General features: G+C 46.9%; 13 protein-coding genes. All 13 read left to right on the top strand.

Annotated features, from left to right (window positions below):
- Positions 1 to 16 precede the first annotated feature (16 nt).
- The 13 genes from bshC (at position 17) to P401_RS0108750 (ending at position 15,194) form a co-directional block, all read left to right on the top strand.
- Positions 17 to 1,579, top strand: coding sequence for a bacillithiol biosynthesis cysteine-adding enzyme BshC (gene bshC, locus P401_RS0108810; RefSeq protein ID WP_029342147.1), 1,563 nt, complete (start codon positions 17 to 19; stop codon positions 1,577 to 1,579).
- 161 nt (positions 1,580 to 1,740) lie between these two features.
- A complete protein-coding gene (gene rsmH / locus P401_RS0108805; protein WP_029342146.1) occupies positions 1,741 to 2,679 on the top strand; it encodes a 16S rRNA (cytosine(1402)-N(4))-methyltransferase RsmH in 939 nt (312 codons plus the stop codon).
- A gap of 13 nt (positions 2,680 to 2,692) precedes the next feature.
- Positions 2,693 to 3,079 carry a cell division protein FtsL gene (gene ftsL, locus P401_RS0108800; protein WP_029342145.1) on the top strand — a complete coding sequence of 129 codons (387 nt, stop codon included), beginning with the start codon at positions 2,693 to 2,695 and terminating at the stop codon, positions 3,077 to 3,079.
- A gap of 65 nt (positions 3,080 to 3,144) precedes the next feature.
- Complete coding sequence (locus P401_RS0108795; protein WP_236627099.1) at positions 3,145 to 5,214, top strand: penicillin-binding protein; 2,070 nt, start codon at positions 3,145 to 3,147, stop codon at positions 5,212 to 5,214.
- Between the two features lie 108 nt (positions 5,215 to 5,322).
- On the top strand, positions 5,323 to 6,642 hold the full coding sequence (locus tag P401_RS0108790; RefSeq protein ID WP_029342143.1) for a UDP-N-acetylmuramoyl-tripeptide--D-alanyl-D-alanine ligase: 1,320 nt from the start codon (positions 5,323 to 5,325) through the stop codon (positions 6,640 to 6,642).
- 22 nt (positions 6,643 to 6,664) lie between these two features.
- On the top strand, positions 6,665 to 7,627 hold the full coding sequence (mraY, locus tag P401_RS0108785; RefSeq protein WP_029342142.1) for a phospho-N-acetylmuramoyl-pentapeptide-transferase: 963 nt from the start codon (positions 6,665 to 6,667) through the stop codon (positions 7,625 to 7,627).
- A 33-nt stretch (positions 7,628 to 7,660) separates the two neighbouring features.
- On the top strand, positions 7,661 to 9,007 hold the full coding sequence (gene murD, locus P401_RS0108780) for a UDP-N-acetylmuramoyl-L-alanine--D-glutamate ligase (RefSeq protein WP_029342141.1): 1,347 nt from the start codon (positions 7,661 to 7,663) through the stop codon (positions 9,005 to 9,007).
- Positions 9,004 to 10,098 (top strand): undecaprenyldiphospho-muramoylpentapeptide beta-N-acetylglucosaminyltransferase, encoded by a 1,095-nt coding sequence (murG, locus tag P401_RS0108775; protein ID WP_029342140.1) that lies wholly within the window; start codon positions 9,004 to 9,006, stop codon positions 10,096 to 10,098. Before murD ends, murG begins: the two co-directional genes overlap by 4 nt.
- 60 nt (positions 10,099 to 10,158) lie before the next feature.
- On the top strand, positions 10,159 to 10,938 hold the full coding sequence (locus tag P401_RS0108770; RefSeq protein WP_029342139.1) for a cell division protein FtsQ/DivIB: 780 nt from the start codon (positions 10,159 to 10,161) through the stop codon (positions 10,936 to 10,938).
- Positions 10,939 to 11,167: 229 nt separating this feature from the next.
- Positions 11,168 to 12,472, top strand: coding sequence for a cell division protein FtsA (gene ftsA / locus P401_RS0108765; RefSeq protein WP_029342138.1), 1,305 nt, complete (start codon positions 11,168 to 11,170; stop codon positions 12,470 to 12,472).
- Positions 12,473 to 12,519: 47 nt separating this feature from the next.
- Positions 12,520 to 13,674, top strand: a complete 1,155-nt coding sequence (ftsZ, locus tag P401_RS0108760) for a cell division protein FtsZ (RefSeq protein WP_029342137.1) — start codon at positions 12,520 to 12,522, stop codon at positions 13,672 to 13,674.
- Positions 13,675 to 13,759: 85 nt separating this feature from the next.
- Complete coding sequence (gene pgeF / locus P401_RS0108755) at positions 13,760 to 14,536, top strand: peptidoglycan editing factor PgeF (RefSeq protein WP_029342136.1); 777 nt, start codon at positions 13,760 to 13,762, stop codon at positions 14,534 to 14,536.
- Complete coding sequence (locus P401_RS0108750) at positions 14,523 to 15,194, top strand: YggS family pyridoxal phosphate-dependent enzyme (protein WP_029342135.1); 672 nt, start codon at positions 14,523 to 14,525, stop codon at positions 15,192 to 15,194. The genes pgeF and P401_RS0108750 overlap by 14 nt, the downstream gene beginning before the upstream one ends.
- Positions 15,195 to 15,247 lie beyond the last annotated feature (53 nt).

Raw genomic sequence — 15,247 nt, 5'->3', positions numbered from 1 at the left:
AAAGAAGGGATTTTGTTTGAAGGTACAACCATTTGAAGCCTTATACGATGATAACTCGTTGATGCATCGTGCTTCACGAGAAGAATTCTTAACATATGTCGACCATCTTGGTGAGAGTGGTTTAGCGTCAAGGAGCCGCTTGCTCGAAGGTCGTCATTATCCGCATCTTGCGGCACTGACAGACGAACTTGAACGTCAAAATCCGAACATGACGGAGCGTTTGCGGGAGCGCGTCGCGAAGCTTCGTACGGGTGAAGCTCAAGTTGTCATTACAGGGCAACAAACGGGGATCTTTGGCGGACCATTATATGCGATCTATAAATTGTTGACCTGTCTTAAGGTCGCGCAGCAGGCGGAGACGACACTTGGGCGACCTGTCGTTCCGATTTTTTGGCTCGCGACCGAAGATCACGATTTTGATGAGATTAACCATGTTTACGTTCCGACAGCGGATTATCAAACGCGTAAAATCGCTGTTGCACCTACAGAATCGATTGCCCGCTCGGTCAGTCGACTCTCTTTTGATCAAGCAACACTTCTTGAAATCATCGAAGAGACATTCCGAGCAATGCCAGAAACGGTTCATACGAAACGATTAATTGCGCGTCTGAAGCAAATCGTTGAAGCGTGTACATCCTATGGGATGTTTTTCTCGCAATTGATCGGTGAATTGATCGATTATGATGTCGTCTTCTTTGATGCGGATACACATTCTGTCCGTGAACTCGAGATTCCGTTCTTTGAACGGTTGATTCAAGACAATGCGGAATTTAGACGAGCATTGACGGATGGTATTTCACAGACGCAAGAGTTACCGGATACGTTCTTGAACGAGGAAGCGGCGCATCTTTTCGTCGATGATCATGGTCGTCAGTTGCTTTATCCGACAGCAGACGGATTCGAGACGAAACAAGGAAAGCAATATACGGAGCTTGAATTGATCGCGTTGCTGTACGCCAGTCCGGAACGTTTCTCCAACAGTGTCGTCACACGTCCATTGATGCAGGATTACCTGTTCCCGACGCTTGCCTATATCGGGGGTCCGGGGGAGTTAGCATACTGGACACGCTTACGACCGCTCTTTCATCACCTGAATTGGACGATGCCGCTATTGATTCCCCGCATGGGCGGGGTAATCGTGCGTCATAGCGATGAAAAGCGTCTTGCTAAACTCGAGGTATCGCTCGAAGAAATCGTCCGTTCAGGCGTTCCGATTCCGCTCTATTCAGAAGAGAAGATGACAGGACGTATGCAGACGGCAGCGATGCTAAAAGACAGTTTCGTCTCCGAGTTTCTCTCGCTCGAACAGCATTTACTGCGGACGTCGAGTAAGAGTGAGAAGGTCAAGAAACAGCTCGAACAAGCAATTGCTAGTTTGCTAGCAGAAGATCGACGTCAGTTTGATCGACAAACACGGCAATATAAAGAGACGGCTTACCATCTCCTTCCTGATGGAGCGCCACAAGAACGGATGCATTCTGTCCTCCCGTGGTTGAATCATCATGGTCCTGATTTTGTGCGGGACTTAAGGACAGCCTATGAAGCGAATGCGAGTGATCAACTGAAGATTTTCCTCTAAACCTGCTGAAACTAGCAGGTTTTTTCGGTTTTTTAGCGAAAATTACACAAAAGTTAAATAAATCAAGGAAACTGTCTCATTTTCGTAACGTTTTCACGAGAGAATGTGATACATTGAAAAAGAGTAACGTCCTTCAAGGACAGTGAAAGGTGAGGCAGGACATGTTTGAGCATGAAACAGTATTGAAATGGGAGTCGATCGAAGGACTCGCGATTAAACCCGACGGCATTTACGTCGATTGTACATTAGGTGGAGCAGGACACAGCGAAGAGATCGTCAAGCAACTGACGACAGGTCATCTGTATGCATTTGATCAAGATGATGTCGCCCTCGCTCATGCAGCAGAACGTCTCGCGGCGTATGAAGGTCGCTTTACTTTAATAAAGAGTAATTTTGCTTATTTAAAAGAGCAGTTGGCAGCACATGGAGTCGAGAAAGTGGACGGCATCTTATTCGATCTCGGTGTCTCTTCACCACAATTAGACGAAGGGGAACGGGGATTTAGTTACAATCACGACGCACGTCTCGACATGCGCATGGATCAATCTTCTCCACTTTCTGCCTACGAAGTCGTCAATGAGTGGCCGTACAATGATCTCGTACGTATCTTCTTTACATACGGGGAAGAGAAGTTCTCGAAACAGATTGCGCGCAAAATCGAAAAAGCGCGGGAAGAGCGACCGATCGAGACGACGTTCGAACTCGTCGAATTGATCAAGGATGCGATTCCGGCACCAGCACGACGTAAAGGTGGTCACCCTGCGAAACGGACATTCCAAGCAATCCGGATCGCCGTCAATGATGAACTGAATGTCTTTGACCGTGCAGTACACCAAGCCATTGATTTATTACGGGTCGGTGGACGTCTATGTGTCATTACGTTCCATTCACTTGAAGATCGCATGTGTAAACAAGCAATCAAAGAAAAATCATCACTACCCGAGCTTCCACCGGGGTTACCGATGATTCCCGTCGAAATGGAGCCGGAACTCCGACTCGTCACACGCAAGCCGATTACGGCTGGTGTTGAAGAGCTCGATGATAACCGTCGCGCCCGATCGGCAAAATTACGAGTTGCTGAAAAAATGAAAGAAACTTGAGAGGAGCATTCCAATGGCAGAACCACTTCGTAAATCGGTCCAAACGGTTCAACCCGTTCGTCAACAACCTGTTCAGGAACCACGAAAGACGGAAGATATCGCGCGTCGCGTCGCCGTCCGTCCGAAGTATCGCTTGTACCCCTTTGAAAAATTCTTATACAGCGCGATGATTGGTGGTCTTGTGTTATTTGGGAGTTTGACGATCAGTACGCATAACGAAGCGTATAATGTGAGCCGTGATTTAGCGAAAGAGAACCAAGTCACACAATCACTCCAAAAAGAAAACGAACGTTTACAACTAGAGGTCACGAACTTAAGCTCTCCGGAACGGATTTATAAGATTGCAAAAGAACAGGGTCTTGATATGCGTAAAGGGAACATCAAGGTGATTCCTAAATGAATCCACTGAAAAAATCCCGTTGGAGAGTAGCCTTTATCATGGTGATATTTGCTACTCTCTTTTTTGTGTTCATTGGTCGATTTTTGTATTTAGCAACGACAAAACAGTTCCACGGTGAAGATATGATTGCATACGCGGAAAAGAAACGATGGGAGTCTCAAGAAACGCTTGGAGCAGAACGTGGCGAGATTTTCGACCGTCTCGGTTCCCCGATTGCGATCAACATTCCATCCTATCATCTGATTGGCGTTTATCGACTGGGTGGTGTCAAAGATCCAGATGAGACGATCGTCGATTTTAAAAAGACGGCTGAGGGTCTTGCGCCGATTCTTGGGATGACGACAAAGGAACTGGAGACCTATCTGATTGAAAACAAAGACCGTTCTCAAATTGAGTTCGGAAAAAAAGGAAATGATTTGACGCTTGATCAAAAAGAGAAAATCGACAATCTGAAGCTTCCTGGCATCCGGATGATTGAAGAGCCGAAACGATACTATCCGAACGGTATCTTCTTGTCTGATACACTTGGGTTCGTTCAAAAGATCACCGAGGAAAATGGTCGGGTCGCTTTACAAGGTCAGATGGGAATCGAGAAGCAGTATGATAATGCTTTAAGTGAATCTTACGGAGCTCGTGTCTTTGAAAAGGATCGTAGCGGTAATCCGTTGATTCAAGGCGCGTCACGTGTCTCGAACGAACCAAAGGATGGATCGAATCTCTATTTAACGATCGATCATCGAATCCAACAGTCACTTGAAAAAGAGATGCAAAAAATGTACAACACGTACAAACCGAAAAATGCGACAGGTATCGTCATGGATGCGAAGACTGGTGAAATCCTCGCCATGGCGGATCGCCCATCGTTCAACCCGAATTTACGTGATATGAAAGATTTCACGAATTTTGCCGTCTCGTCACGATTCGAGCCAGGTTCGACGATGAAAATCTTTACGCTCGCAGCGGCGATTGATGCGGGAGTGTTCCGTCCGAATGAGATGTATAAATCGGGTAGTTATAACTACAAAGGAACGGTCATCAAGGATTATAATGATGTCGGTTGGGGAACCATCCCGATGATTGAAGGGGTCTATCACTCCTCAAACGTCATGTTCTCGAAGTTAACAGCAGAAAAACTTGGGATTGAACGGTATAAAGATTACTTTAAGAAGTTTCATTTTGACCAACGAACGGGTATAGACATCTCGGGAGAAGTAAATAGTCAATCTGACTTGTCTAAACCGTTGAATGCGCTCATCACCTCATGGGGGCAATCGACTGCGGTCACACCGATGCAATTGCTTCAAGGAGCGACAGCAATCGCTGGAGACGGCGAGATGGTCAAACCGCATATCATCCAAAAAGCGGATCATACGGATAAGGCACCATACCGAGCGAAAACAGAAGTCGTCGGTAAACCGATTTCTGCTGAAGCGGCAAAAGCAACACGCGAAGCACTGGACGGTGTCGTCAACAGTAAGCTTGGTACAGGTCAAATGTATAAGTTGAAAGACTACCGAGTCATCGGGAAGACCGGTACGGCTCAGATTTCTGAGAATGGAAAGTATATTCAAGGACAATTCATTCACTCGTTCATCGGTATGGCCCCAAAAGATGATCCGGAATTGATCATGTACATCGCGGTCGATCGTCCATCGAAAAACGAATCATCCGTCTCTGGTCCGCTCATCATGAGTCCTGTGTTCAAAAGTGTCATGAATACGGCACTACAGTATCGTAGCATCCAACCGGAAACGCAAAAGGATTCAGTGGATGTCAAAGCGAAGATCACGCCAAGTTATATCAAAAAGAGTGCTCGACAAGCGACTGACCTAGCAAAAGAACAAGAGGCAGTTGCGATCATCCTAGGCGATGGTGCTGAAGTCGTTTCGCAGATTCCATCCCGTGGACAGGAATTTGTCAGCGGAGAACGTGTCTTGCTGAAAACATCAAATACGTTTAAGATGCCGGATTTGACCGGTTGGTCGCAACGAGACGTCAAAAAGCTTGTCAGCTTATATGATTTGAAGCTCGACGTCATCGGTAAAGGTTTTGTAACCAAACAATCGGCTCGAACTGGTACACTAGTGAAGGAAAATGGAAAGTTGACGGTCGAACTAGCTGAACCTAAAGAGTAACGGTAGAGCAAGTTTCCTGATTTCTACAGGAAGACGAGGACGAACAGGAGTCATTCGTTGACTTTTGCATTCGTCCTCTTTTGCTGTCATCGAATGGAGGTATATATCATGTTAACAATTACGCAACTCGCTGAATGGTTGCATCTCGATGTCAAAGACGACCGTGTCGTCCGGCACTTTGCAACGGATTCGCGCGCGCAACTGGAAGACGGTCTCTATGTACCGATTCAGGGAGCGCGCGTTGATGGTCATCGATTCCTTGAAGGTGCAAAAAATCAAGGAGCGATCGTCACCTTATGGAAGAAAGGCATTGATCGACCAGATATCGATGTCGTTTTCTTGGAAGTTGATGAACCATTGGTTGCCCTGCAACAAATCGCAAAACGATACTTAATGCAGATTGCGCCAAAAATCGTCGCCATCACTGGATCGAATGGGAAGACGTCGACGAAGGACATGGTCGAAAGTGTACTCAAGACGACGTTCAAGACACATAAGACACAAGGAAACTTCAATTCGGATATCGGAATGCCGTTAACGATTCTCATGATGCCGGCTGATACGGAAGTCGCTGTGCTTGAGATGGGAATGAACGGATTTGGCGATATTGAATTCCTATCGAATCTAGCTGAGCCAGATATCGCACTCGTCACGAATATCGGCGAATCGCATGCGGAGCAAGTCGGTGGACGCAGTGGCATAGCCAAAGCGAAGCTTGAGATTCAATCCGGACTCAAGCCAGGTGGTCATTTATTCGTTGATGGTGACGAACCACTTCTCGCAGAAGTCGAAGCGGAGAAGATCGGCTATCAGATCGGAAATACGTACCGGATCGAAACGAAGGAAGCAACATTCTTTGGGACGGTCTTTACTTACGATGGCACCGCTTTTCATCTGCCAGTGTTAGGAAAGCACCAAGTCCGAAATGCAGCATACGCGATCGCGACAGCACGTGCACTTGGCGTGACAGACGCCCGGATTCAAGAAGGGTTCGATGCTGTTGAATTGACACCGATGCGGATGGAACGACTGCTCTTTGAGGAGACTGCAGTCATCAATGATGCGTATAACGCGAGTCCGACATCGATGAATGCGGCGATAGAGACCGTCACTGCGCTGGAAGGGTATACGACACGAGTTCTCGTCCTCGGCGATATGTATGAATTAGGGGACCAAGAACGCTTATTACATGCCTCGGTCGGAAAGCGGATTGCGTTACCCGTTTCGCATGCTATCCTAGTAGGGGAGAAAGGCGCGTGGATTGCTGAAGGAATCAGCGACCCGTCTGTTCAAATCCAATTCGCAGCAACTGTCGAGGAGGCTGCAAAACGATTGTATTCGCTGCTCGGAGAACGAACAATCGTCTTATTGAAAGCGTCACGTGGGATGGCGCTCGAACGGATATTAACCTATCTGAACGAAAACTAATTTTTGAAAAAGGGTGTCTGCTATGATCACATTATTCATCAGTCTTATTCTTGCATTTCTTGTTGTACTACTTATAATGCCAAAGGCGATTCCGTTTCTACACCAATTGAAGTTCGGTCAGGAAATTCGGGAAGAAGGACCGCAATGGCATCAGGTCAAATCAGGAACACCGACAATGGGTGGAATCGTCATTCTTGTCGCGATGATCGTCAGCGTTCTCGGTGCAGTCGTCATGGGCGATCTATCGACAACACAATTATCGTTACTGTTTTTAACACTTGCTTATGGCGTGATCGGCTTCATTGATGATTACATCAAAGTCGTCAAGAAACGTAACCTTGGTCTGAATTCGAAACAAAAATTAATTGGACAAATCGTCGTCGGATTGTTATTCGTCTGGTTGAGTGGTGGATTTACGAGTGATGCGACGTATCTATCGATTCCATTTACAGATTTTGAGCTTGATTTCGGTATCGTCTATCCGTTCGTTGCCTTGTTCTGGTTAGTCGGCTTCTCAAATGCAGTCAACTTGACGGATGGTCTAGATGGTCTCGTGTCGTTCACAGCGATTCCAACATTCTTGTTCTTCGGATTATACAGTTGGTTTATCGCGGATGAAGTAGGCGCTGCTTGTTTTGCTTTCTCAGCAGTCGGTGCATTGATCGGATTCCTGTTATTCAATGCGCACCCAGCGAAGATCTTCATGGGAGATACAGGTTCACTAGCACTTGGGGCTGCACTAGCAGGTCTATCGATTGTCTTAAAACTGGAATTACTACTCGTCTTAATCGGTATCGTTTTTGTTGTCGAGACATTATCAGTCATTCTACAAGTCATCTCCTTTAAGACGACAGGGAAACGAATTTTCAAAATGAGCCCAATTCACCACCACTTCGAAATGGTCGGTTGGAGCGAATGGCGGATCGTCGGTACATTCGCAGGAATCAGCTGTTTGATGGCATTCATCGCCTATCTATTCGTGTAATAAAAAAGAAGAGAGAAAGTGAGCGATTCAACAATGGAACAACGACAATGGAATGATCAAAAAGTGCTCGTTCTCGGAACGGCGAAAAGTGGAATCGCAGCAGCTCGGTATTTAGCGAGTGTTGGTGCAGAAGTAACGGTCAATGACGGGAAAACGCCGTCCGAGAGTGATCAAGCAACGCTTGCATCACTCGACGTTAAGACGGTCTACGGTGAGCATCCGCTCACACTACTCGACGACATCGATCTGATCGTCAAGAATCCAGGGATTCCGTATCACATCGATCTGCTACAAGAAGCGCTACGACGCGACATTCCGGTTTGGACAGAGGTAGAGCTGGCGTATCAAGCAACAGATGCGACGTGGATTGCCATCACAGGATCGAACGGGAAAACGACGACGACGACGCTTGTCCATGAGTTGTTGAAAACCGGTACTCGGCGTGTACATTTGGCAGGAAACATTGGATTCCCGGCAATTGAAATCGCATGTCAGGCGAAACAGGACGATATCATCGTCATCGAATTATCAAGTTTTCAATTGATGGGGATCGAGCAGTTCCGACCGTACACGGCAGCCTTTTTGAATTTATCACCGGCACATCTGGATTATCATGGTGATTTTCAATCGTATGGCGAAGCGAAAGCCCGGATCTTTAAGAACATGAAAGAAACAGATCGTCTTGTCTTGAATGCCGATGATGTTTCCGTCAATGCGCTCGGAAAGACTGCTGAAGTAACGCCGCTCTTGTTCTCTCGTCGTCAATCGGCGTATGCAGAAGTCATAAACGATACGTTGACAATCAATGGAACGAGTATCTTACCTGTTGATGAACTGGCTCTCGGTGGTGGGCATAATGTCGAGAACGTTCTCGCAGCCTTAACACTCGTCGAACCATTTAACTTAGCATTATCTGACGTTCAACATGTTCTACGGACGTTCGGTGGTGTAGAGCACCGGACACAGTTCGTTGGTGAAGTTGCTGGACGAAAAGTTTACAACGACTCAAAAGCGACGAATAATGTTGCGACGGAAGCGGCGTTATCCGGATTTACGGCACCCATCATCTGGTTATGTGGCGGACTCGAGCGTGGAGCGGATTTGACACCGTTACTCGATGCAATGAAGCATGTCAAACATGTCATCGGACTTGGTGAAACGGGTCATCGATTCGGAACGCTTGCGTCAGAAAATGGCTATGCGTCAACTGTCGTTGAGGCGATGGATGAAGCCGTGAAAGTAGCGTTTGAAGTATCGCAACCCGGCGACATCATTCTTCTGTCACCAGCATCTGCAAGTTGGGATCAATACAAGACATATGAAGAGCGCGGCGATCATTTCGTTCGTGCCGTACATGAAGTAGGAGGAACAACAGTATGAAAATCGTCGTCTCTGGAGGCGGTACAGGTGGTCATATCTATCCGGCACTCGCCATGATTCGGGAGCTCGAACAACGCATGCCGTGTGAGGTCCTCTATATCGGAACAGAAAATGGTCTCGAGGCGGATATCGTCCGTCGCGCGGGAATTTCATTTGAATCGATTGAGATTTCTGGTATCCGTCGTTCCTTGTCATTCGAAAACGTCAAGACCGGCATCCGATTCGTCAAGAGCGTCCGGCGTGTTCGTCGACTACTGCGCCAGTTCCAACCGGATATCGTCGTCGGTACAGGTGGGTTCGTTTGTGGACCGGTATTGTATACGGCTGCAAAAATGGGTTTCAAGACACTCGTTCATGAACAAAACAGTCTGCCTGGTATCACGAATAAATTCTTAGCTCGGTATGTGGATCGGGTTGCACTCTCTTTTAAAGGATCTGGGCATCACTTCGGTAAGAATGAAGCGAAGACGGTTTTAATCGGAAATCCGCGTGCTTCTGAAGTGGCAGAGCTCAACATCAATCCGCTTGAAGAGCGACAACGTTTCGGTTTTGAGGAAGGACGCCCTCTCATCGTCATCTATGGCGGTAGTCGTGGCGCACCGGCGATCAACGAAGCAGTCGTCGATATGATGCCAAAGGTCGAGCAAGCAGGATGGTCGCTCCTCTTCGTTACTGGTCAAATTCATTACGATACGATTGTGTCACGCGTTGGTTCCGTACCAGAACGCATTCAACTTCGCCCATTCGTATATGATTTACCAAACATCTTAAAAGCAAGTCAACTCGTCATTTCGCGTTCGGGAGCAAGCACACTGGCAGAGCTGACGACACTCGGCTTACCGAGTGTGCTCATCCCGAGTCCTTACGTGACGGAAAATCATCAAGAGGTCAATGCCTCATCGCTTGTCGAGACAGGTGCGAGTCTATTGATTCGTGAACAAGAGCTAACGGGTGATCGGTTGTTTGAGGCATGTGAAAAAGCATTAGCACAACAACAAATGATGTCTGAAGCGGCGCTTGCCCTCGGTATGCCGAATGCTTCACGGGACTTAGTTGATGAATTGTTACGATTGACGGCACAAAAAAACTAAACTATTGCAGGAAAAGACCGATAGGGAAATGAACTGTTACGTATAGAGGGGGAATGAGACGTGAGGGAACGGAGAGCGGTCGGACGACCACAAGAGGACGAGAACGTCCGTAGTCTCGAGGATAAGATACCTTATATCCGTGAACAACGTCGCAAAAAAGCCAACCGAAGACTCATTTATGTCCTGATTCTGATTGGTCTATTGGTCGGTGTCGTCTTTTATCTACAATCGAGTTATTCTCGGGTTGCTCAATTTGATATCGATGGTAATGTCAATGTGAAGTCTGCTGATATCTTGCAAGCGTCCGGGATTAAGGTGAAGGAAACACACGCCTTTAATGTATCGGAGGAAGACGTTCTTGAGCGAATCGAGAAGGTTCCGGGTATTCAAGAAGCGACGATGCAAAAACAGTTTTTGCATCAATATCGCGTGACGGTGACGGAAGAGAAAGAGATTGCTTACGCGAAGGATAAACCGGGAGACCGGATCGTGCTTGCGGACGGAACAATCATTCCTGGAAAGTCGAAGGAAGAACTATTCGATGCTCCGATCTTGACAGGATTCACGGATCAGTCATTAAATCGATTGACGAAGGAACTCGTTAAAATTGAGCCGAAAGTACGGAGCCGGATTTCCGAAATCGTCGCAAACGATAAGACGGACAAAGGCGGTCTGAAGTTATTCATGACGGATGGGAATACGGTATTACTCAGTACGTCTGCCTTTTCAAATTCCTTGAATGAGTACGTGAAGGTCATTTCTGCCTTACCGAAAGGAAAGACGGGAACAATTACAATTGATGGCGGTATCTATTTCAAACCATATAAAGGGAAAAAATAGAAGATTCGTAAAGGGCTGATGAACAAAAAAACAAACGTGTGTTTTCATTCGTCGACTGTTATTCGAATCGTCATCAAATCGTAATCTATTCGAACGCTAAGACGGGCAATAACTTCTTTTCGTAAGTATTTATATAGTGTAGACTTAAACGAGAAGAAGCCTGTCCTGTTCCTAGAATATAATTAGGAATAAAAAGGATTAGTATTATGAAAGTGGAGGTGTCACTCCCATGGAAACGAAAGGTACGATTGCCGCACTCGACATAGGGACATCGGAGGTGAAACTCATCGTCGGTGAACTACTTGGTGGAACGCTGAACGTTCTTGCTGAAGGTTCTGCACCATCCGCGGGTGTTAAACGAGGTGTCATCGTTGACATCGATCAAACGGTACATGCCATTAAACAAGCGGTCACGGAAGTGGAACGTACACTTGGTGAACCAATTGGTGAAGTATATGTTGCTATTTCTGGCGAACACATTCAAGTGAAGGATTGCCAGGGGATGACATCGATCAAAGGTGAGGACAATGAAATCACGGATGATGACGTGAAAGATGTTCTGCATTCTGCGATGGTCATGCGAATTCCAAACGAACTCAGTGTCGTCGATGTTCTGCCGAAGACGTTTACGGTCGATCAGCAAACGGAGATCACTGATCCTAGAGGAATGATTGGTTATCGTCTCGAAGTAACAGGGAAGCTCATCATCGGAGCAAAGACGATCCTACATAGCATTAAACGTTCCATTGAACGGGCTGGTTTAGAGCTTGCTGGATATGTGCTGGAGAGTTTAGCGGTATCTAGAATCGCAGCATCGATTGATGAACTCGAACTCGGTGTTGGAATCATTGACATCGGACATGAGACGACGACACTTTCCATCTATGAAAAGAATGATCTCGTCTACTCGACGACGTTGCCATACGGTGGCGATCATCTGACACGTGATTTGACGTATAAGATGAATTGTAAATATCAAGATGCGAAGCTCGCAAAAGAAGAGTACGGTGTTGCACTTGAAGCACTCGGTGATCCGGAAGAGAAAGTTTCTTACGTCACGATCAACGGGGAACATCGTTTCGAGCCACAATCAGAAATCGGTTTCGTGTTAGAAGCGCGACTTGAAGAAATCTTCGAGATGATTCAAAAACGAATGACGCAAGCCGGATACGCTCATATGAACAGCGGTTTAATCTTGTGTGGCGGAAGTTCTTCATTGCCGGGAATTGACCAGCTCGGGAAACGAATCTTCAAGCAGAGCGTCAATGTCTATCAACCTGCTAGTCTTGGTATTCGTCATCCGAAGTATGCCGTCGCAGCTGGTATGTTACGTTATGTACTTTCACGAAGCGCCGTATCGAAATCAGGTTTCGACCGCGCGGAAGAGAAGGAAGTCGTAGCACACGGACGTGAACAGGATGCACTGCTCATGAACGAACAAGCGACACCTGTTCGAGAAGAACGGTCGACACGTGAACAGCCTCCAAAAGAGAAAAAGTCATTCAGCAGTTTCTTTGAGAAATTCTTTGGTTAATGCCTACAAAAAATCCAATGAGTAAAAAATATTAGGGGGCCCTTTTTATGTTGCATTTTGATGAAATGATGGACCAAGTAGCAAAAATCAAGGTCATCGGTGTAGGTGGTGGCGGTTCGAACGCCGTCAACCGAATGATTGAACACGGTGTCCAAGGCGTAGAATTCATCGCAGTAAACACGGATGCGCAGGCATTGAACATGTCACAAGCTGACGTAAAACTGCAACTCGGTGCTAAATTGACACGCGGTCTCGGTGCGGGTGCCAATCCGGAAATCGGTAAAAAAGCGGCGGAAGAGAGCCGTGAGCAATTAACGGAAATCCTTTCTGGCGCTGACATGGTCTTCGTCACAGCGGGAATGGGTGGCGGAACGGGTACGGGAGCTGCTCCTGTCATCGCGGAGATTTCAAAAGAGATCGGCGCATTGACAGTCGGTGTCGTTACAAAACCATTCATGTTTGAAGGACGCAAACGGATGCAACATGCTGTTTCAGGTGTCCAGAACTTCAAAGAAAAAGTCGATACGTTAATCGTCATCCCGAACGACAAGTTGCTTGAAATCGTTGATCGGAACACACCAATGCTTGAAGCGTTCAAAGAAGCGGATAACGTCTTGCGTCAAGGCGTACAAGGTATTACCGACTTGATCGCCGTACCTGGTCTCATCAACCTCGACTTCGCCGATGTGAAGACGATCATGACCGAAAAAGGTTCTGCATTGATGGGTGTAGGTGTCGCAACAGGCGAACACCGTGCGACGGAAGCAGCGAAAAAAGCGATTTCGAGTCCGTTGCTTGAGACATCAATCGAAGGCGCAAAAGGTGTTCTGATGAACATCACGGGTAGTGCGAACCTTAGCTTGTACGAAGTGACGGAAGCCGCACAAATCGTTCAGAGTGCAGCCGATGAGGAAGTCAACTTGATCTTCGGTTCTGTCATCAACGATAACCTCGAAGATGAAATCATCGTTACAGTCATCGCGACAGAGTTCGAAAACGAACCACTCGATTTCGAAATTCCATCGGCACAAGAGATGATGAAGAATCTTCTAAAGAAAAAACAAGCGACTCCACCACCAACAGAGGAGTCAAAACCACAAGTCGAAGAAACACCTGTCAGCTCGAATCCTGAACCGGCTAAAGCGCCAGATGTCGAAGAAACGATGGACATCCCATCTTTCCTTCGCCGGAATAATCGTTGATCGATGTTCCAGTGACACGACTGCTAAACGATGAGGTGTCGCGAAAGCGGCGCCTCTTTTTTTTAAAATCAAAGGAGGCATGAACATGTTTGGACAATGGATCAAATGGGATACACCGACAGGTACCGTACGTGCCGCCTTTACGACGAAGTTCGCTGCCCCTCATGAAAACGGAAATTTAGGATTACATGTCAACGATGACCGCGACGGTGTCATCCAGAACCGACAAGTCATCGCACGTCAGCTTGATCTATCCCTCGAGAACTCGATTTGGGCACAGCAAGTTCACGGAAATCACGTCGAACAGGTGACGACACTTGACTCTGGGCGCGGTGCTTTGGATTACGAAACAGCGATTCCGGGTACAGATGGATTGGTGACAACTGATTCGAATGTTTTATTGATGATGCTCTTCGCTGACTGTGTTCCGCTTGTCTTCTGTGATCCGACGACAGGAATCATCGCGAATACGCACGCCGGTTGGCGCGGATCTGTCGGCAATATCGTCGAGGAAACAGTCAAGCAAATGGAACGTGCGGGTGCGAGTCGTTCATCGATTCAAATGGTCATTGGTCCATCAATCCGTGATTGTTGTTACGAAGTCGATCAACCCGTCATCGATGCAATCGATGCGCTTGAACTCGATGAGACTCCTTACATACGCAAGGAAGATGGAAAAGCGATGTTATCGCTACAAAAAACGAACGCTGCGCTAGCTGAGCGTTGTGGAGTCGGTGATGTCCTGGACTCAGGTCTATGTACACACTGTCAGGCGGAAGATTACTTCTCTTATCGCCACGGCGACCATGGTGGTCGCTTTGCAAGTTTGATCGTAAAGGAGTCATTGGATGTCAATTCTTGATAATGTACAAGAGGTTACGAAACGAATGGAACAAGCAAGCGAAAAGAGTTCTTCTGAAAAGCAGGTACAGTTGATTGGCGTGACGAAATCAGTCTCAAGTCAAGTTGCTTCTGAATTATTAGCAGCAGGTGTGACACATCTCGGTGAAAATCGCCCGGATAGACTACTCGAAAAACAGGCAGAGCTCGGACGAACGGCATGTACGTGGCACTTCATCGGTACGTTACAGACACGTAAAGTTCGTCAAATCATTGATGCCATTGACGTGCTGCATTCCCTCGACCGTCTTCATTTGGCGGAAGAGATCAATAAACGAACGGACCGAATCATTGATTGTTTCATTCAAGTCAATGTTTCCGGAGAAGAATCGAAGCAAGGCATTGCACCTGAGGATGTACCTTCGTTCTTACATGAAATCGGTCAGTATCCAGCGATTCGTGTCATCGGACTGATGACGATGGCACCGTTAACGGAAGATACGACGCGTATCCGTGAGGTATTTCGTTCATTAAAAACATTGCAAGAAGAGGTCAAGGCGAAAAAATTGTCGTATGCTCCATGTATGGAGTTATCTATGGGAATGTCGTCTGATTTTGAGATCGCCATCGAAGAAGGGGCGACGTTCGTCCGAATCGGGACGACGCTCGTTCACACCTAAACGAGAAGAAGGGAGAATGGATATGGGTTTTAAATCAAAAATGCAAAATCTAT

It is taken from the genome of Exiguobacterium acetylicum DSM 20416 (genome assembly GCF_000702605.1).
Lineage (GTDB): Bacteria > Bacillota > Bacilli > Exiguobacteriales > Exiguobacteriaceae > Exiguobacterium_A > Exiguobacterium_A acetylicum.
Note: the sequence above shows the minus strand (reverse complement) of the source record. Positions and strands in the feature narration are given on the sequence as shown.

What these genes read in the sequence shown, in the direction of transcription:
- murD (WP_029342141.1), top strand. Translation starts at nt 7,661, where the DNA reads ATGGAACAACGACAATGGAATGATCAAAAAGTGCTCGTTCTCGGAACG.
- P401_RS0108790 (WP_029342143.1), top strand. Translation starts at nt 5,323, where the DNA reads ATGTTAACAATTACGCAACTCGCTGAATGGTTGCATCTCGATGTCAAA.
- murG (WP_029342140.1), top strand. Translation starts at nt 9,004, where the DNA reads ATGAAAATCGTCGTCTCTGGAGGCGGTACAGGTGGTCATATCTATCCG.
- P401_RS0108750 (WP_029342135.1), top strand. Translation starts at nt 14,523, where the DNA reads ATGTCAATTCTTGATAATGTACAAGAGGTTACGAAACGAATGGAACAA.
- ftsL (WP_029342145.1), top strand. Translation starts at nt 2,693, where the DNA reads ATGGCAGAACCACTTCGTAAATCGGTCCAAACGGTTCAACCCGTTCGT.
- ftsZ (WP_029342137.1), top strand. Translation starts at nt 12,520, where the DNA reads ATGTTGCATTTTGATGAAATGATGGACCAAGTAGCAAAAATCAAGGTC.
- rsmH (WP_029342146.1), top strand. Translation starts at nt 1,741, where the DNA reads ATGTTTGAGCATGAAACAGTATTGAAATGGGAGTCGATCGAAGGACTC.
- mraY (WP_029342142.1), top strand. Translation starts at nt 6,665, where the DNA reads ATGATCACATTATTCATCAGTCTTATTCTTGCATTTCTTGTTGTACTA.
- pgeF (WP_029342136.1), top strand. Translation starts at nt 13,760, where the DNA reads ATGTTTGGACAATGGATCAAATGGGATACACCGACAGGTACCGTACGT.
- ftsA (WP_029342138.1), top strand. Translation starts at nt 11,168, where the DNA reads ATGGAAACGAAAGGTACGATTGCCGCACTCGACATAGGGACATCGGAG.